Annotated in this window: 13 protein-coding genes; 8 read left to right on the top strand and 5 right to left on the bottom strand. The window is 71.8% G+C overall.

The features are described 5' to 3' along the window. Positions 1 to 256: 256 nt before the first annotated feature. The gene (locus VA596_RS23835) at positions 257 to 1,225 is read left to right on the top strand and encodes a hypothetical protein (RefSeq protein ID WP_323330155.1); all 969 of its coding nucleotides are present in this window, start codon (positions 257 to 259) and stop codon (positions 1,223 to 1,225) included. Continuing rightward, positions 1,222 to 2,721, top strand: coding sequence for a carboxylesterase/lipase family protein (locus VA596_RS23830; RefSeq protein ID WP_323330154.1), 1,500 nt, complete (start codon positions 1,222 to 1,224; stop codon positions 2,719 to 2,721). The genes VA596_RS23835 and VA596_RS23830 overlap by 4 nt, the downstream gene beginning before the upstream one ends. A gap of 23 nt (positions 2,722 to 2,744) precedes the next feature. Here VA596_RS23830 and VA596_RS23825 read toward each other — a convergent pair whose 3' ends face one another. Then, on the bottom strand, positions 2,745 to 3,410 hold the full coding sequence (locus VA596_RS23825) for a hypothetical protein (RefSeq protein WP_323330153.1): 666 nt from the start codon (positions 3,408 to 3,410) through the stop codon (positions 2,745 to 2,747). A gap of 218 nt (positions 3,411 to 3,628) precedes the next feature. On the opposite strand from VA596_RS23825, the gene VA596_RS23820 reads away from it, so the two are divergent. Further along, entirely contained in the window at positions 3,629 to 6,673 is a 3,045-nt protein-coding gene (locus VA596_RS23820; RefSeq protein WP_323330152.1) for an AfsR/SARP family transcriptional regulator, read from the top strand. A gap of 42 nt (positions 6,674 to 6,715) precedes the next feature. Here the strand turns inward: VA596_RS23820 and VA596_RS23815 are convergent, their stop codons facing one another. Then, positions 6,716 to 7,273 (bottom strand): CGNR zinc finger domain-containing protein, encoded by a 558-nt coding sequence (locus tag VA596_RS23815; protein ID WP_323330551.1) that lies wholly within the window; start codon positions 7,271 to 7,273, stop codon positions 6,716 to 6,718. A gap of 85 nt (positions 7,274 to 7,358) precedes the next feature. Here VA596_RS23815 and VA596_RS23810 point away from each other — a divergent pair, with 85 nt between their 5' ends. Further along, positions 7,359 to 8,480: an epoxide hydrolase family protein gene (locus tag VA596_RS23810; RefSeq protein ID WP_323330150.1), complete on the top strand. Its 1,122-nt coding sequence runs from the start codon at positions 7,359 to 7,361 to the stop codon at positions 8,478 to 8,480. Positions 8,481 to 8,936: 456 nt separating this feature from the next. Here the strand turns inward: VA596_RS23810 and VA596_RS23805 are convergent, their stop codons facing one another. From VA596_RS23805 to VA596_RS23795, 3 genes are all read right to left on the bottom strand, one after another. Continuing rightward, positions 8,937 to 9,329, bottom strand: coding sequence for a hypothetical protein (locus tag VA596_RS23805; protein ID WP_323330149.1), 393 nt, complete (start codon positions 9,327 to 9,329; stop codon positions 8,937 to 8,939). A gap of 211 nt (positions 9,330 to 9,540) precedes the next feature. Next, positions 9,541 to 11,832, bottom strand: a complete 2,292-nt coding sequence (locus tag VA596_RS23800; protein ID WP_323330148.1) for a hydantoinase B/oxoprolinase family protein — start codon at positions 11,830 to 11,832, stop codon at positions 9,541 to 9,543. Further along, entirely contained in the window at positions 11,829 to 13,925 is a 2,097-nt protein-coding gene (locus VA596_RS23795; protein WP_323330146.1) for a hydantoinase/oxoprolinase family protein, read from the bottom strand. Before VA596_RS23795 ends, VA596_RS23800 begins: the two co-directional genes overlap by 4 nt. Positions 13,926 to 14,062: 137 nt before the next feature. Here VA596_RS23795 and VA596_RS23790 point away from each other — a divergent pair, with 137 nt between their 5' ends. Genes VA596_RS23790 through VA596_RS23775 form a run of 4 tightly spaced genes read left to right on the top strand, consistent with a single transcriptional unit; the run spans position 14,063 to position 18,652 of the window. Beyond that, positions 14,063 to 15,538 carry an FAD-dependent monooxygenase gene (locus VA596_RS23790; RefSeq protein WP_323330145.1) on the top strand — a complete coding sequence of 492 codons (1,476 nt, stop codon included), beginning with the start codon at positions 14,063 to 14,065 and terminating at the stop codon, positions 15,536 to 15,538. After that, complete coding sequence (locus tag VA596_RS23785) at positions 15,535 to 17,193, top strand: (2,3-dihydroxybenzoyl)adenylate synthase (RefSeq protein ID WP_323330144.1); 1,659 nt, start codon at positions 15,535 to 15,537, stop codon at positions 17,191 to 17,193. The genes VA596_RS23790 and VA596_RS23785 overlap by 4 nt, the downstream gene beginning before the upstream one ends. After that, positions 17,190 to 17,939, top strand: a complete 750-nt coding sequence (locus VA596_RS23780; RefSeq protein ID WP_323330143.1) for a maleate cis-trans isomerase family protein — start codon at positions 17,190 to 17,192, stop codon at positions 17,937 to 17,939. Before VA596_RS23785 ends, VA596_RS23780 begins: the two co-directional genes overlap by 4 nt. After that, on the top strand, positions 17,936 to 18,652 hold the full coding sequence (locus tag VA596_RS23775) for a TetR/AcrR family transcriptional regulator (protein WP_323330142.1): 717 nt from the start codon (positions 17,936 to 17,938) through the stop codon (positions 18,650 to 18,652). The genes VA596_RS23780 and VA596_RS23775 overlap by 4 nt, the downstream gene beginning before the upstream one ends. Positions 18,653 to 18,705 lie beyond the last annotated feature (53 nt).

Here is an 18,705-nt window from a genome sequence, read left to right as displayed (position 1 = left end):
TCGCCTGCACCGAATACCCCGGCGACTTGGCGGAGTTCCGGGCCGAGGTCGCGGCCGAGGCTCGGGCGCAGGTCGCCCGACTGCGCAACCGGGCGTGCCTCGCGTTGTGGTGTGGCAACAACGAGGTCGAGGTCCTGCACCTGATCCGCAACCACGGCGAGGAGAACGGCGACTGGGGCCGGCGGATCTTCCACGAGGTCCTGCCCGGCGCCGTCACCGAACACGACGGGCTCGTGCCGTACTGGCCGGGAAGCCCGTGGGCGAGGACGGCGTCAACGGCGTGCGCGACGGCGACCGGCACGACTGGGAGGTCTGGCACGGGCTGGTCGCCCCGGGGTTCGCCACCGGATCGCCGGAGTACCCGACACCGGGCGACGTGCGGCACTACCGCCGCTACGCCGACGACACCGGCCGCTTCGTCAGCGAGTTCGGCATCCTCTCCGCCCCGGACCGCGGCACCCTGGACCGGTGGCTGCCCGGCGTCGCCCTGCACGACGAGATCTTCGACCGGCACCTCACCGACGATCCGCCGGACAAGGGGGACGCGCTGCTCGAGGTCACGACCGGCGTTCCGTCCGATGTGGACGAATTTACCGCCCTCACCCAGGCGGTGCAGGCCGAGGGCATGGCCTTCGCGATCGAGCACTTCCGGCGGCGGCAACCGCACACCGCGGGCGCCCTCGTCTGGCAGTTCAACGACACCTGGCCCGCGATGAGCTGGTCGCTCGTCGACGTCGACGGCGTCCCCAAGGCCGCCTACTACGCGGTCGCCCGCGCGTCGGCGCCGCCGGCGGCCAGCTTCCGGGCGGTGGGGGACGCCGTGGAACTGTGGCTGGTCAACAACACCCGTTCGGCCGCGACGGTCGCGATCGACGTCGAACTGGGCCGCTTCGACGGCGCGGATTGGCGGGTCGAGCGCGTGACCGGCTCGGCGTCACCCGGCACCTCGAAGGTCGTGTGGACCGGGCACGTCCGGCAGGACGCCGCGCACCACGCCTGGGCGTCGAGCCCCGACAGTGCCTTCCCTTCGGCCCGGAAGCACTTCGCGGAACTGGGCGAGCTGGAGGTCGGGGACGGCAAGGTGGACGTCGTCGCCGTCGAAGGCGGGCTGGAAGTTCACTCGCACGGTTACAGCTACGGCGTGCGGATCACGCACCCGGAACCGACAATGCGTCTCGAGGACAACTGTTTCTACCTGCGGACCGGAAAGGCGACACCAGCATGACTTCGGAGCCCACCGTCCGGATCTCCGGCGGCCGGCTGAGCGGCACGCGGGAGAACGGGATCGACCGCTACCTCGGCGTCCCCTACGCGGCGGCGCCGGTCGGGCAGCGGCGGTTCGCCGAGCCGGCTCCGGTACCGGCCTGGGACGGCGTGCGCGACGCGACGGTAATGGGGCCCACGGCACCGCAGAACCCGTACAGCGCCGAGACCGCGCGGCTGCTCGCCAACGTCGTCACGCCGGGGGAGGAGTATCTCAACGTCAACGTGTGGGCGCCCGCCGGGGCCCGCGACCGGCCCGTGATGGTGTGGGTGCACGGGGGTTCGTTCGCGCACGGCTCGAACGCCCTCGACGGCTACGACGGCACCGCCTTCGCGCGGGACGGCGTGGTGTTCGTGTCGGTCAACTACCGGCTCGGCTCCGAAGGCTTCTCGGTCTTCGAGGACGCGCCGGCGAACGTGGGCCTGCGCGACGTCGTGGCGGCGCTGCGCTGGGTCCGCGCCGAGATCGCCGCGTTCGGGGGCGACCCCGGCACCGTGACGGCGTTCGGCGAGTCCGCGGGCGCGATCGCGCTGGGGACCCTGCTGGCGAAGCCGGGGGCGGCCGAGCTGTTCGACCGGGTGGTGATCCAGAGCGGCGCCCCGATGGCGAGCACGCGCAAGAGCGCCGGGCGCATCACGCGGAAGATCGCCCGGAAGCTGGGTGTCGCCCCGACCCGGGCGGCGTTCTCCGGCATCCCGCCGGAGCGGCTGCTGGCGGCGGAGGCGGCGGTGATGGCGGGTTCGACGCCGTTGACCGGCGGCGCCGGCTACAGCGCGGCGATCGGCGACGAGATCGTTCCCCGGCGGCCGCTGGAGGCGATCCTCGACGGTGCTGGCGACCCGATCCCGGTGCTGCTGGGCTGGACGGCCGAGGAGTACCGGCTGTGGTTCGTCCCGTCCGGCCTGATCGACCGGGTCGGCCGGCTGCTGTTCACGGCGGCCCGGCTGCGGTTCCGCATCGGCCGCCGGGTGCTGCGCGCCTACCGCATCGCGTACCCGTCGGCCGGGCGCGGCGAGCTGTTCGGCACCATCGTGGTCGACCTGCTGCTGCGCATCCCGTTGCACCGCACCGCGGACGCCCGCCTGGCCCGCGGCGCGGCGCCGACCTACGTGTACGAGTTCGCTTGGCAGAGCCAGGTGGAGAACCTGGGCGCGGCGCACGTGATGGAACTCCCGTTCGTGTTCGACCGGCTGTCGTCGCCGGACTGGACGCCGCTGACCGGCCCGGAGGCACCACAGAAGCTGGCGGAGGAGATGCACGCGGCTTGGGTGGCGTTCGCGTCGACGGGGGATCCGGGTTGGCGCGGCTGGGACGGGAAGCGTCCGACGATGGTTTTCGACGCGCCGACGTCGTCTGTTGTGGATGCGCCGCGTGACGCGCAGTTGAAGGCGTGGCGGAGGCGTGTGGCCGACCGCAAGAGCCACCAGGAAACGCGCGGGGGAGCGGGAAAACCCTGACACCGCCGGGAACGAGCCGGCGCCTATGCGGCCGGCCCGTCGATGTTGTGGGCTTGAATTCGCCGGCGTGTGTTCCGTCGCGCCGGTACCAGCCGGATCCAGCCCTGTGTGGTGGTCTCCTTGTTGGTGATGTCGGTCCGGTGATAGCAGGTGGAGTTGCTGTACTCGCTGTGCCGGATCACCTCGTCGAAGAACCACGCGGAACTGACCATGGCCAGGAGCGCGGCGTTCGCGGCGAGAGTCGCTTTGAGCTCGGGGGCGTCGAGCAGGCGGAACGTGTGGATGATCGACGCGCCGGTGAAGCCGTGGTCGTCGTAGCTGATCTCACCGGCGTGCACCGCGAGCCGAAGCCGCATTTTCTCCTGCCGCGGGTGTGACGCGTTGTACCGGCGCACCTGATCGGTGAGGGTTTCGGGCAACTCGTCGACGAACAGGGGCTTGGGGATGTCGGCGGGAACGAGGATGAGCACGCCGTCGCCGAGGTCTTCGTGACGGCAGGACACCCACGCGATGCCGACGGCGTCGAAGGCGTTCTGGACGGCCTGGTAGAGGCCTTTCCTGATTCGCAGGCGGTTGGTGTTGCTGCGGTCGTGCCGGCCGAAGCCCTCGATGTCGAGCCCGATGATCGTGCAGTGCGCGGTGGCGGCCTCGGGTGACGCCGAAGGGCGCGGGACGGGATCGTGGCTCATCGTGTGCTCCTTCGGTGGTGTCCGGTATCCGTCACCAGTTTCCGGAGGATCTTGAGAATTGCCTTCCGGCCTGTTCATCCGGTCGTTGACAATCGATCATCATCGGTTGTCAGCGGCGTTCTGTCACGTTTGTGACCTGGTATTTTCCGGGCGGGAATGTGATTATCGGATGGGTGCGAGGGCTGCGGCATCGGGGTGCCGTGACGAGGGGGGTACGAATGGATTTCGTGTTCGGAATTCTCGGCCGGACGGCCGTGCGCCTGCACGGGAATGTGGACGTGAACTGGTCCAGCCCCCGGGTGCGGCAGGTACTGGCCGCGCTGCTGGTTTCGGCGAACCACCGGGTGCCGGTCGATGAACTGGTGGCGTGGGTGTGGGCCGAACACGAGCAGCCGCCCCGCAACCCGTTGACGACGATCCACCAGTACGCGGCCCGGCTGCGGCAGGTCTTCGACACCTACCAGGTGCCGGCCCGGGTGGAGGCGAGCAAGCGTGGTTGCCTGCTCGAGGTGGCCCAGGAAAGCATCGACCACGTCGGGTTCGCCCGGGCGATGGCCCAGGCCCGCGGATTCCGTGACGCGGGACAGGGGCAGCGAGCACACGCGCAGGCGGTGGAAGCGGTGGGCTTGTGGCGGGACACGCCGTTGGCGGACCTGCAGACCGAGCCGGCCGAGCGGTGGCGGACCGGGTGGCTGAGGTCGGAGTGGATACCGGCCAACGCGTTCCTCGCCACCGAGCAGCTGGCGGCCGGCCAGGCGGCGGCCGCGGTCGGCCGGCTGGGCGAGCTGCAGCGCACTCATCCGATGCAGCTCAGCCTCACCAAGCTGATGGTTCGTGCGCTGGCGGCCGCCGAGCGCCCGTCGGAAGCCACCGACTACTTTCTCGCGACGCATCGCCGCTATCGCGAGGCCGGAGAACTGCGCGCCGCGGACGAGCTGCTCGCCGTCCACGACGAGGTGATCATCCGCGGTGAGGGGATCTTCCCTCGTGCACCCGTGCCGGACCCGCGAGCGGAGGCCGGGGAAGTGCCGGTCGTGCGGCACCTGCCGCCGGACCTGGAGCACGTCGACGGCCGCGACGAGCTCTTGGTGGAGCTCGACGCGTTCACGACGGATTCGGCCGGGCGCCCGCGTCGTGGCGTCGTGGTGGTGACCGGTGGCCCCGGAGTGGGGAAGACCGCCGTCGCCGTGCGGTGGGCGCATCGAGCCGCGGGACGCTACCGGAACAACGTCGTGCTGCTGGACATGCGCGGAGACAGCCAGGCCAGGCGCGCCGAAGCCGGCGAAGTCGTGGACACGTTGCTCTCGCTGCTCGACTACCCGGTGGATCAAGTCGTGAGCCCCGTGGCACGCGCGGCGAAACTGACGCGCCTGCTGGAGCGGAGGCCGATGCTGATCGTGCTGGACAACGTCCGCAGCACCGACCAGGTGGACTCCCTGATCGGGGTCCTGGCGTCGTGCACGGTGGTGGTCGTGTCCCGGTGGCAGCTGAAGTCGCTGTCGGCGAAGCTGACGCCGCCGGTGGTCACGGTGCTGCCGCTGGATCCGCGGCACGCGGGAGGTCTTCTCGTCCGCCGGATCGGGCAGCGGGCACGGCACGACCGGGACGGTGTCGCCGCGTTGATCAGGATGTGCCAGGGAAATCCGCTGGCGCTGACCCTGGTGGCCGACCGCGCGGCGGCTCGAACCGGAACCCGGCTCGCGACCCTGGCGAACTCGTTGCAGGACGCGGAGATGCTGCTGGATCTCGGTGACGAGGGCGACCTGCCCGCCCGAAGCCTGCGGTCGGCGTTCACGGTGTCGTATCGGGCGTTACCACCGGCTGAGCAGCGGGTGTTCGCCGTGGTGGGGTTGCACCCGGGTGCGGAGGTGAGCACCGAGGCGCTCGCCGCAGCGGACGGGCGGAGCGTGACGGCGGTGCGGCGGTCGCTCGACGTGCTCGTGGCGGCGCACCTGATCGAGTATCCGGCCGACCTGGATCGTTACCGCGTGCACGACCTGTTGCACGTGTTCGCCGCGTCCCTCGCCGGGCGGCTGTCCGATGTGGACGCCGCTCGGCAGCGCATGCTCGAGTTCTACCTGCAGGCCGCCTTCGAAGCACATCGGCTGTTGTACCCGCACAAGGAACGGCCACCGTTGCCGCAGACGCTGGTACCCGCGGAAAAGCCGTTGTTCGGCTCCGCGGTCCCGGCGAGGCAATGGTTGCTCCGGGAGCGGGCCAATCTGACCAGTGCCGTACGCGTCGCCGCCGGGCACGGCCGGCACGACATCGCCTGGATGATTCCGTCGGTGACCGGAGACGTGCTGGACAGGCATGGTTTCTACGACGACATCATCGTCGGGCTGACCGTCGCCGCGGATTCTGCCGCCGCGGCCGGCGACGTTCCGGCCCAGGCCTCGAGCCTGAACGACCTTGGTCATGTCCTCTTGCTGGTCGGCAACGACAGCGAGGCCGAGCGGTTCCTGCAACGAGCCCTGGAACTCGTCGATGCCCACGGCATCGTGATCGGCCGGATTTCGGTGTTGCTGAACCTGGCGCGCGGGCGGTTGCACGCCGACCGGGCCAAGGAGGCGACGTCGATGTACGAGGAGGCGCTCGAGCTCGCACGCGGGCTGGGTGAGCCCGAGCGCTGGGCCGCTGCCGCGCATCGGCTGGCTGATGCCCTGCTGGAACAGCACGGGCGTGAACAGGACGCGCTGCGGCTGTACCAGGAGGGGCTGGCTCGGCGGGCCGGCATGGACGACGTCGCGGGGCAGATCCAGTCGCACATCGCGTTGGGCGAGCTGTACGTCCGGCTGGGCAGGTTCGCCGACGCGGAGCGGCAGTGCCGGTGTGCGTCGGATCTGGTGAACGAGGGGCAGCACCTTCCCGCGGCGATGAAGCTGAACACGGTGCTGGCCCGGTTGCGGCACGCCCAGGGTGATGACCGGATGGCGCTGCGGCACGCGGGCCGGGCGGTGCAGCTGGCCGACCGATCGCGCCATGCGACGGGTCAGGCGCGGGCTTTCGCCGTGCTCGCGGAAATCCTGCACGCGCACGGGAACCGGGAAGACGCGCGGTCGCTGTGGGAGCGAGCGGCCGAGCTGTACCGGGGGCGGGAGCGGGTGACGAAGGCGCGGCAGATCGAGGCCCTGCTGGCCGAACTGGACGCCGGCGGGCCGCTGATTCCGGCGGCTCGTGAGGGCGAGCGCGACACGGTGGCCATGCCGCCGCCGCGACTGCGGCTGGGTCGTGTCGGGGGCGGCGCCGACGGCCGGAACTGAGGTGTCCGGGGGACGCCTGCTCGACCCGGCAGGTGCCGGCCTTCAGCGTGGGTTGTTCCGGCTCCGGTAGGCCGCGACGCTGGCTCGGTGCGCGCAGGTTCGGGTGCAGTACTGCTTCGAGCCGTTGCGTGAGAGGTCCGCGAAGGTGGCCCGGCAGGTCGGACCGGCACACACCCCGAGACGCGCCGGGCCGAGTGTGGTGATCACGGTGGCCAGGGCGCTGAGCGTGGTTGCGGCCAGGTGCGCCGCGCAGCGGTCGGTGTCGGAGGTGACCTCGGTCCACCAGCGGTCGTGATCGTGGCGCAGGGCCGGGGTGGCGCGGTTGTGACGCAGGCCGTCGTTGATCAGGGCTGCGGCTCCGGCCGCGTCGGTGCTCGCTCGTTCGAGCACGGCACGCACCGTGTCGCGCAGCTCGCGGACCTCGGCCAGGTCGGTGCGGGTGAGGCGCGGGCCGGTCCTGTCCGCCGCGGCCGGATGGGTGTCGAGGAACGCCTGGAGCTGCTCCACGGTCTCGAGTGTGTCGTCTCCCTTGACCGGCCTCAGGGTGTTGGCGAGATCGACGGCCGTCTGGACCGCCGATGGTCTGTTACACGTGTCCATCATTTGACGTGTCTCCTGGCCGGTCCGTACGGTGACATTCGAAGGAGCTTTTACGTGTCACATCCTACCGACGAAGGGAGCCGCCGTGGCGGCCGAGCCGTTCGAGGTCAGTGTCACCGAAGCCGAGATCGCGGATCTGCGGGAACGGTTGCGCCGGACGCGGTGGCCCGAGCCCGAGCCGGTGGACGACTGGTCGCAGGGCATCCCGCTGGCCTACACCCAGGAGCTGTGCCGCAGCTGGGCCGAGGACTACGACTTCGGGTTCGCCGCGCGGCTGAACGTCTTCCCGCAGTTCCGCGACACCGTCGACGGGCTGGGCATCCACTTCGTGCACGCCCGCTCGCCGGAGCCGGACGCGTTCCCGCTGGTGCTCACGCACGGGTGGCCGGGTTCGGTGCTCGAGTTCCTGGACGTCCTCGGCCCGCTGACCGACCCGCGCGCGCACGGCGGCGATCCGGCGGACGCGTTCCACGTGGTCGCGCCCTCGCTGCCCGGGTACGGCTGGAGCGACAAGCCGACCACGACCGGGTGGGGCGTCACGCGGACCGCGCGTGCCTGGGACGCGCTGATGGTGTCACTGGGGTACGAGCGGTACGGCGCGCAGGGCGGTGACTGGGGCTCGGCGGTGTCTGGCGCGCTGGGCGAGGTGGCGCCCGAGCGGGTCGCGGCCGTGCACCTGAACCTGGGGTCCGTGGCGGCGGGCACGTTCGACGACCCGACGCCGTCGGAGCTGGCGAACCTCGAGGCGGCGAAGGAGTTCCAGCGCACCGGCCGGGGGTACTCGGGGCAGCAGGCGACCCGGCCGCAGACGCTCGGTTACGGCCTCACCGACTCGCCGGCGGGCCAGGCCGCCTGGATCGCCGAGAAGTTCCAGGCCTGGACGGACAACAACGGCGGTCCCGAGGACGCCGTGTCGCGGCAGCAGATCCTCGACGAGATCTCGGTCTACTGGTTCACCGCGTCGGCCACGTCGTCGGCGCGCCTGTACTGGGAGAGCTTCGCCAGCTTCCGGGACAAGGTCACCGCGCCGTCCGGGCTGTCGGTCTACCCGCGCGACATCACCCGCCCGTCGCGGCGGGAGGCCGAGCTGCGGTTCACCGACCTGCGCTGGTTCGAGGAACTGCCGCGAGGGGGCCACTTCGCCGCGCTGGAGCAGCCGGAGTCGCTGGTCGAGCAGGTGCGCGGGTTCTTCCGCCTCTTCCGCTGACTACTCTCCGGCATCTGTGGTCACTCTATGGGGTAGGGTCCGCGTGCGGATACCGATCTCCGGGGTCGGCGTGGTGTCGGTTCCGCCGCGCGGACGGGTTGCCTGTAGCTGAAAAGGTGGACCCCGGGAGTTTCCGGCTCGGATGGCCACGCTAAGGTCTCGGCGCAATAACTTGCGGACGGTCCACTTGATGTGACGGTCCAGCTCCGCCGGACCTAGGAGACTCGTGAAGCGGTACCAGGCCCAGATCATGGCTCTGAGCATGTTCGCGTTCGGCCTGCTGGTGCTCATGCCGGCGTGGTGGCGCTTCTACTAGGCGCCGGCCCCGGACCGACGGACCTGATCCGGCGGCCCGCCTTTCCGCGCGGGCAGGAGACGCGAGTACACCCCCTCCGTCTCCGGCCGTGACTCAGGAAGACCAGGGCCGGGCTGTGCTGACGGCGTCCGGCGGCGCGCTCAGGTGTCCTGCGGCTCGCTCGAGTGGGGGTTGGCCGGTCGTCCTTGCCGCCGCCGCGGAACGCCGGCGTTGTCGAGCATGCGGCCGACCACGCCGGGCGTGAGGCCGAACTCCTCGCCGGTGGCCGCGAGCGACTTGCCGCTGAGATAGACCTCGGCGAGGCCTGGCGGAGCGGGTGGTGTGGTCGGTGGCGGGCGGAAGACGACACCTGTGGAGCGGAGCACCGCACGCAGGGTGCGGTAGCTGCCCTCGAAACCGTCCATCAGCTTGGCCAGGGATTCGCCCGAGTCGTGGCGCCGCCTGAGATCCGCGGCTTCGCCGGGCGGTACGTCCTCGGGCCGGCGCTTGTATCTCCTGACCAGCCCGCGGCCATGACCGTCGTCGGCTGTCACCAGATCATCGCCGCCCCACCAGCAGATCCGTCGGCCCGTGGCGCGTGGTCTCCCACCGGACCCGGTCGTGTCGCTTCTCCAGGCAAGGGCACCGGCGGGGTCCGGTACACCGCCAGACGTGTTTTATCGTGCGCCTCGTGTGGGTGCGGTGTGCCGTGCCGCCGCTCGCCGGGGCGGGGGTGCACGCCCGCCCCGGCGACCGGCGGGTCGGCTAACCGGTGCGGTGCCCGAGCAGGGCCAGCGTGTTGGGGTGCTCGGCCGGCACGACGCTGGAGTACAGCGCCGTCCAGCAGGACGGGCAGCAGTACTGGCGGAACACCACGCGAGCGTCGACGTAGTCGGCCGCGTTCGCGATGATCTGCGGTCCGGCGTCCGAGGGCGGGCCTTCGTGGACCGCGACCGCCGGTTCGCCGTCCGGGGTGCTGAGGTGCTCGCCGCAGTGGCCGCAGGCCAGGCCCCCTTGGGCGGGCTCGACGAGGTTGTCGTCGAGGCGGCGGGCGCCGGTCAGGTCCGTCTTGCCCAGCGACGCCGACGCCTGGGAACGGTCGCGCCTCGCGTTCCGGCGGCGTTGCCGTTCGGCCGTGGTCGCGGGTTCGTCCACCTCGCCGTCGGACAGGACGACGCCGTAGACGGCGGTGGCCGCGTCCGCCGTGATCTTGTCCTCACGCAGGTCGCGGGCCACGGCCGCGGGCTCCCGGGTGAGTGGGTCGCCGTAGCCCCCGCCGCCCTGCCACGTCATCGCGAATACCTCGCCCGGCGCGAGGTAGCTCGAGGCGTAGTTCTGGCCGGGCTCCAAAGTGTCGCTCACTTCGTCCAAAGTGGACGGCAGGCGGCCGTCGGCGAGGAGCGTGGCGATCCGGCTCTGGCGCGCCACGACGTCCAGGCCGCTGTTGCCCGGGTGGCCGCCGGCGAGGCCGTTGTTCTGCGAGACGGCCTTGCCCGCGGACGCCAGGACCAGGCCCATCGGGATGCTCGTGCCGTGCGGGGTCATCGCGATCGACGCGCCGAGCCCGCCGCGGTGCCGCCCGGGGCCGCCGGAGTCGGGGACCTCGCGCCGCCACAACGTCAGCACCGGGTACAGGAACTCGGTCATCTCGACGTCGGGGACGCGGCCCATCGGGATGCAGAACAGCCCGCCGGTGTCGATGCCGTCGGCGTCGGGGCGCGCGCCGTACCCGCCGGCCATCGGCTCCATGAGGATGCTGAGGAACGGCGCAGGGGTCTCGCCGCGTTCGTCGAGCCCGGCGATGACCGCCGTGTCCCACGTGCCGCAGCAGGTCGCCTGGACGTTCTTGCCGAGCTCGAGGTCGCGGTCGAGCATCTGCGCCAGGCACTCGGCGACGAGGCTGCCGGTGAGCCAGGCGGGGCCGATCGGGCCGCGGCCGACGGCGGCGGGGAAGGTCGCGTTGTTGAGCGTGCCCTCCTCGGTGACGAGGTCGAAGCAGCGCATCAGCCCGCCCGCCGACCACGGGATGTCGCCCGCGAGGATGGGCAGGATGGCGAGCATGACGCCGCCGCGCATGCCGGCGTAGGTGCAGTTGATGACGCCGGCCTGGGGGTCGGTGCCGGTGAAGTCGAAGCTCAGGTGGTCGCCGGTCTTGGTGGTGGTGACCGTGATCTTGTGCAGGCCGCGGTCTCCCTCGTGCGACTGGTCCTGGTACCCGGTGGCCGACCAGCTGCCGTCCGGCAGCGCGGAAAGCTTGTCCCGCAACCGGCTTTCCGCGTCGGACATCATCCGCTTCATGACGGCCTTGACGGTGTCGGGGCCGTACTGCGCGATCAGCGCGTGCAGCCGCTCGGCGCCGACGTTGTTGGCGCCGACCTTCGCGCGCAGGTCGAGCCCGACGAGCATCGGCACGCGGGAGCGGCGCACCCAGAGGTCCGCGACGTCGCGCTGCAGCTGCCCACCGCGCACGACCTTCACCGGCGGGGTCGGCAGCGACTCGGAGAAGACGTCCTCGGCGGCGGGGGAGAAGGAGCCGAGCCCGACGCCGCCGAGGTCCGGCTGGTGGGCGATGGCGCTGGTCCAGGCGAACAGCTTCCCGTCGTGGAAGACGGGCTGGTAGACCATGACGTCGTTCTGGTGCAGGCCGCCGCCGACCCACGGGTCGTTGGTGAGGAACATGTCGCCGGCTTCGATGCCCGGGTTCGCGGAACGGTGGCGCAGCGTCCAGTAGATGGCGAGGTCGACCGCGCCGACGAGCATCGTGTTGTAGAGCCCGACCTGCACCTCCTGGCCGAGCTCGTCGGAGATGGCGAAGTCGAAGTCGTTGGCGTCGGTGACGATCGGCGAGCCGGACATGCGCTTGAGCGCCTCGCCCATCTCGTCGGTGACCGACCACAGCCGGTGCCGGACGACCTCGTAGGTCAGCGGGTCGAGGGCGTCGATCTGGTCCTGGGTGACACTGTGGACGTCCAAAGTGGACGGCAGTGACCGCCGCAGCTCGTCGACGTCGACGGGACGGCTGGAGAACTGCTCCGAGCCAGGAATGGGCATGCTCATGCGGCGCTCCTGATCGTGAGGTTGCCGAGGTGGTCGACCGTGCCGGTGGAGCCGGCGGGCACCACGACCGTGGTGGTCGGGACCTCGATGATCGCCGGGCCGGCCAGCACGTGGCCGCTGCGCAGTTCCCGGTAGTCGTAGACGGCGGTGTCGACGTACCCGGCGGCGGCGTCGAGGCAGACGGGCCGGGTGCCGGCCGGCGTGGCGGGGGAATCCGCGGCGGGAACCTCGGGCAGCTTCGGGCTGAACGGCAGGATGCCGACGCCGCGGACCCGGAAGGTGATGGCCTGGATCCCGGCCTCGCGGAAGCCGGCGTCCTTGCCGTACAGCGCGGCATAACGCTCTTCGAAGCCGGTCGCGGCTTCCTCGATCGCCGCCGTGTCCAGGGGTCCCTGAACAACGGGCGTCGTGACCTCGGCCAGCTGCATCGAGTAGCGCATGTCGATTTCGCGGTACAGCTCGACCTTCTCGAACTTCAGGCCCTGCCGGTCCAGGCCCTCGCGGACCTGCTGCTCCAGCCGGTCGAAGTTGCGTTCGGCGCGCTGCGGGTCGAAGGGCACGTTCAGCGGGTCGGACAGCTCGGCCGCCAGCACGATGTCCGACGACGCGAGCCCGAACGCGGAGAACGCCGACGCGACCGGCCCGAGCGGGACGACGACCTCGGTGCACCCGACTTCGGCCGCGTAGCCCGCGCAGTGCGCCGGGCCCGCGCCGCCGAAGGCGTAGAGCACGAACCCGCGCGGGTCGTGCCCGGCTTCGACGACGGTCTTGCGCAGCAGGTCGCCGGTCTGCGCGTTCTGCACGGTGTAGATCGCGGCGGCGGCCTCCTCGACGGTGAGGCCCAGCGGCTTGGCGATCTTCGTGTCGATCGCTTCGCGGGCCAGCTCCAGGGAAAGCGGTTTCCGGCCGCCGAGCAGGCCGCGCTCGGGCAGGATGCCGAGCACCAGGTTGGCGTCGGTGTTGGTCGGCTCGGTGCCGCCGTTGCCGTAGCACGCCGGGCCCGGCACGGCCTGCGCACTGCGCGGCCCGATGCGCAGGTTGCCGCCGGCGTCGAGCCACGCGATCGCGCCGCCGCCGGAGCCGATCGCGTCGACCCGCAGCGTGGGCACGTTGATCGGGTGGTGGTTGATCACGGTGGTGGTGTCGCGCACCGGTTCGCCGTCGACGACCAGGCCGGCGAGGAACGTCGTGCCGCCGACGTCGGTGGAGATGATGTCGCGGTGGCCGAGCTGCCGGCCGAGCGCGACCGAGCCGATGACGCCGCCGGTGAGCACGGAGCCGACGGTGCTGATCGCCGCGGCCGGCGCCTCGCGGGCGGCGACGGCGCCGCCGTTGCTCTGCATCACCAGCAGTGGCCCGGAAAGCCGGTTCTCGCGCAGGGAGTCCTCGAGCGCGGTGAGGTAGTCGCGCAGGCCGGGGCCGATCTGGGTGCTCATGATCGTGGTCGCGTTGCGGGCGAACTCGCGGATGCGCGGGCTCACCTCCGACGACAGCGCGACGAAGACGTCCGGGTCCTCTTCGGCGATCAGCTCGCGGATCCGCTGTTCGTGCGCCGGGTTGCGGAACGACCACAGCAGCGACACGGCGATCGCGCGGACGCCGTCGGCCAGCAGCGCGCGGATCGCGGCGCGGGCTTCGTCCTCGTCGAGCCGGACGACGACGGCGCCGTCGCGGTCGATCCGTTCGGTCACCTCCAGCGCGTGCCGCTTCGGCAGCAGCCCGTGGTCCTTCGCCTGGCCGAGCACGTGCTGGAGTTCGTGGGGTGCGCGGCCGAGGTAGCGGCCTTCGACGTTCATGATGAAGATCGAGTCGCGGTGGCCCTTGGTGGTGAGGAACCCGACCGGGGGCACGTTGCCGGTCACCAGCGCGTTGAGCGACGACGTCGTCCCGTGCGCGATGTGGTGGGTGTCGGCCAGCATCTCGGGCAGGGACCGGCCGAGCTGCTCGGCCAGCAGTCCGAGCACGTCCAGCACACCGCGTGAGTAGTCCGGCGGGGTGGACGGCGACTTGGCGGCGAGCACGGTCCCGGCGTCGTCGTCCAGAACCGCGTCGGTGAACGTGCCGCCCACGTCCACGCCGATGACATAGGCCATGACTCACGCTCCTTTGCGCGGGAGGTTGCTAACTGCGGCGTAGACTATTCAACGCATGTGACGAGAGTCAACCCTCTTGACGGGTCGTGGTCGTTGACGTCAAATAGTCGACGTATTCGTCAAACAAGGAGGTCGGGATGCAGCCACGTCGGGTCGCGGTGCTGGGTGGCGGGCCGGGAGGGCTCTACGCCGCGAGACTGCTCAAGCTGGCGTTCCCGTCCTGCGAAGTCGTCGTGCACGAGCAGGGCGAGCCGGACGCGACCTTCGGGTTCGGCGTCGGGCTGGCCGCCGGCACCCAGCGCAAGCTGGCCGCGGCCGACCCCGACACGCTGCGCGACGTCGTCGCCGCGGGGTGCCGGCACGACATGACCCTGCGGGTCGGCGGGCGCGTCGCCCGGGTCCGCAACGACCGCCTGATCGGCGTCGCCCGCACCGAGCTGCTGGCGATCCTGCAGCGCCACGCGGAGAAGGCCGGGGTCAGCCTGAGCTTCGGCGTCCGCCGGTCGGCCGCCGACCTCGACGCCGACCTGGTGGTCGCCGCCGACGGCGTCGGCAGCGCGACCCGCGAGCAGGGCCCGTTCGGGGCGGCGATCGGCACCGGGCGCGGCCTGTACCTGTGGTGCGGGGCCGACTTCGCGCTGGACGACGCGGTGTTCGCGCCGGTGCGCACCGAGCACGGCGTCTTCGTCACCCACGCCTACCCGTACGGCACGGGTCACAGCACCGTCCTCATCGAGACCGACGAGCGCACCTGGCGCCGGGCCGGCTTTGACGTCACCACCGAAGAGACCTCCTCGGACGAAACGTCCTTGCGGTACCTGGAAGAAGCGTTCGCCGAGCTGCTGCGCGGGCACCCGCTGATCGGCAACCGCACGCGGTGGCTGCGGTTCCGGACCGTCCACTGTGCCCGGTGGTCGGCCGGCTCGACCGTGCTGCTCGGCGACGCCGCGCACACCGCGCACTTCTCCATCGGCTCCGGCACGAAGCTCGCGATGGAGGACGCGATCGGCCTGGTCGAGGCGCTCCGGGACGCCGACGACCTCGAGAGCGCGTTCGCCGGCTACGAGGCGGACCGCCGTCCCGGCGTCGAACGGCTGCAGGAGCTGGCCCGCCGCAGCCAGTTGTGGTGGGAGTCGTTCCCCTCGCGGGCGCACCTGCCGGCCGAACAGCTGATGGTCGCCTACATGACCCGCGCCGGGAACGTCCCCCTCGAGCGCTTCGCGGCCGGCAGCCCGGCCCTCGTCACCACGGCGCTGACGCAGTACGCCGGGACGTCGCCGCCCGCGGACGGGCTCGTCGACTGGGTCCTGGACCGGGCGGTCACCCCGCCCGGCGACCTCGTCACGGTCGACGACGTCGTCGCGGACCCGTGGGACGAGACCGGCGACGCGGTCGTGGCCCGGGCCCGCGCGGCCCGCGAGCGGGGCGCGACCGGCTTCCGGTTCACCGGACCGGGTGACCGCGGCGCGCTGCTCACCCGGCTGGACCTCGCCGAGCGCGTCCGCCTCGAAGCCGGTGGGCTCATCCTGGTGGAAGGGCCCGCGGCCCTGCGGGACGACCTGGCCGCGGGGCTCGTGAGTGCCCGCACCGACCTGATCGAGGAGACCGCATGAGCTGGGGTGGCAGCTGGGGTGACAAGGTCGTCGCCTACCCGGAGGCCGCCGTGCGCGCCTACCGGGACGGCGGGCTGTGGGGCACCCGCACGATCACCGACCAGCTGCACCTCGTCGCGCGGGCCCACCCGGACCGCGAGGCCGTCGTCGCCCTCGACGGCCGGATCACCTTCGCCGAGCTGGACGAGCGCACCGACCTGCTGGCCGCGGGCCTGGCCGGGCTCGGCCTGCGGCCCGGGGACCCGGTGCTCCTGCAGGTTTCGAACCGCCTCGCCACGGTGCTCGCCTGGTACGGCGTGCTCAAGGCGGGCCTGGTCCCGGTGTGCACCCTGCCGGCCCACCGCGGGCACGAGATCGGCGCGGTCAGCCGCCGGGTCGGCGCCGTCGCGCACCTGGTGGAGACCGGCGGGTTCGACCTGGTCGGGTTCGCGCTCGAGCAGGGCCGTGACCACCCGACGCTGCGGCACGTGCTGGTGCTGGGCGACGACCCGCGCGGCACCGCCGTCGCCGGGCTCGGCGCGGACCTCGACGCCGGCGCCGCGCGCAAGACCGTCGAAGAGATCCAGGCCGGGATCGGCCCGGACGAGGTCGCGGTGTTCCAGCTCTCCGGCGGCACCACCGGCGTGCCGAAGGTGATCCCGCGGCTGCACGCGGAGTACTGGTACAACTCCCTCGCCTACGCGCGTTCCTGGGGCTGGGACGCGGAAACGCGGGTCGCGCACCTGATCCCGATCGTGCACAACGCGGGGATCGTCTGCGCCCTGCACGCCGCGCACAGCGTCGGCGCGTGCCTGGTCCTCGCGCCGGCCGACCTGGACACGGCGTTGCCGCTGCTGGCCCGCGAAGCGCCCACGCACGTCCTGCTCGGCCACGGCCACTTCCAGGCCGCCGGGCACCCCGGGTTCGCCGCCGCCGCGGCCGCGCTCACGCAGGTGGTGCTGTCCGGCAGCAAGATCCCGCCGGCGCTGTTCGACGACCTCGAACGCCGCGGGCTGTGGTCGGGCCAGCTGTTCGGCATGGGGGAGGGCCTGTTCCTCACCACCCGGCCGGGCGCGTCGCGGCTCGCGCGCGCCACGACCGTCGGCACGCCACTGTCCGAACTGGACGAAGTGCGTGTGCTGGAACCGGGCACCGAAGACGAGGTTCCGGACGGCGAGGTCGGCGAACTGTGCTGCCGCGGGCCGTACACGCTGCGTGGCTACTTCGACGCGGCCGAGCACAACGCGCGCGCGTTCACCACCGACGGCTTCTACCGCACCGGTGACCTCGCCGCGGTGCGCGTCATCGACGGCGAGCGGTACGTCTCGATCGAAGGCCGGATCAAGGACGTCATCAACCGCGGCGGCGAGAAGATCAACGCCGAAGAGGTCGAACTGCTCCTGCTGCGCCACCCGCGCGTCACCGGCGCCGCGGTGGTGGCCATGCCGGACCCGCGGCTGGGCGAGCGCTCGTGCGCGTTCGTCGTCGGCGGGCCGCTGGACCTGCCCGAGGTACAGCGGCACTTCGCCGAGCTGGGCGTGGCGAAGTTCAAGTGGCCCGAACGGGTCGAGCTCGTCCCCGAAATCCCGCGCACCCTCGTCGGCAAGCTCGACAAGAAGCGCCTGCAGGCGGAGATCGCCGCGAAACTCGCCACCGAACAAGGAGGAACGTCGTGACCCCGCACCGCATCGGCCTCGTCGTGCCCAGCTCGAACGTCACCGTCGAGACGGAGATCCCGGCGCTGCTCGCGCGGCACCCCGAAGCCTTTTCCTTCCACGCCAGCCGGATGCGGATGCACCAGGTGTCGCCGGAGGAGCTGCGCGCGATGAACGCGCAACGCGAACGCTGCGTCGACGAGCTGGCCGACGCGGGCGTCGACGCGCTGCTCTACGCCTGCCTCGTCGCGGTGATGGCGCAGGGGCCGGGCGAGCACGAGCGCACCGAGAAAGGCGTCACCGCGCAGCTCTCAGCCCGCGGCGCGCACCCGGCCGTGCTGTCCAGCGCCGGTGCCCTCGTCGAGGGCCTGCGCGCGCTCGGCGCCCGGCGGATCGCCCTGGTCACGCCGTACCTGCGGCCGCTGGCCGAGGAGGTCGTCGCCTACCTGCGTGCGGAGGGCTTCGACGTCGTCGACTGGGTCGCCCTGGAGGTCGGGGACAACGCCGAGGTGGGGTGCATCCCGGGCGAGCGGGTGCTGGCCGCGGCGCGCGGGCTCGACCTCACCGGCGCCGACGCGCTCGTGATCTCCGCCTGCGTCCAGATGCCGTCGCTGGACCTCGTCGAGCCCGCGGAGACCGAGTTCGGGCTGCCGGTGCTGTCGGCGGCGACGGCCGGGGCGTACACGCTGTTGCGCGCCCTGAACCTCTCGCCGCGCCTCCCGGGAGCCGGGCGGCTGCTCGCGGGACCTCTACCATCACCAGGATGAGCGGCAGCACACCGCGGGGCTCGTCCCGCGAAAAGGGCACCACCGCGCGGCGGGAGCTGGTGGAGAACGAGCTCTACGAGCACGCGACCCGGCTGTTCGCCGAGCGCGGGTTCGCCGGCACGAGCCTGCAGGACATCGCCGATGCCCTCGGCATCACGCGCCCGGCGCTCTACTACTACGTCCGGAGCAAGGAGGAGCTGCTCGCGAAGCTCGTCACCGAGGTCACCGACGGGCCGCTGGAGGAGCTCGCCGCGCTCGCGGCCCGCGACGACGCCGACCCGGTGCGGAAGCTGCGCGGGATCGTGGAGATCATCGTCGGGCGCCGGGTCCGGCAGCCCGAGCGGTTCCGGCTGCTCATCCGGTCGGAGGCCGAGCTGCCCGCGGAGCTGACCGAGGCCTACGACCAGAGCCGCCGCGCCGTGCTCAAGACGATCGCCGGCGTGGTCGACGACGGCGTCCGCGCCGGGCGCTTCCGGCCGGTCGACTCCCGCGTCGCGGCGCTGGGGGTGCTCGGCATGTGCAACTGGGTGGCCTGGTGGTTCCACCCGGGCGGCCGCGACACGGCGGAGTCGGTCGTCACGCAGCTCGCCGACATGGCCGTCGGCTCCCTGCAGCGCCCCGACCAGCACGTCCTCGACGGCGAAGGCCCGGCCGCGGCGTTGAAGATGCTGCGCCAGGACCTCGAGCACCTGGAGCGCATCCTCGACGTGTGAGCAATTCGGCACAGTCGTCAGAATATTGACTCACTCGTCGACTCCCGCGTACG

It is taken from the genome of Amycolatopsis heterodermiae, from assembly GCF_034929455.1.
GTDB classification, from domain to species: Bacteria; Actinomycetota; Actinomycetes; order Mycobacteriales; family Pseudonocardiaceae; genus Amycolatopsis; species Amycolatopsis heterodermiae.
This window is presented reverse-complemented; position numbering and strand designations above follow the sequence as displayed.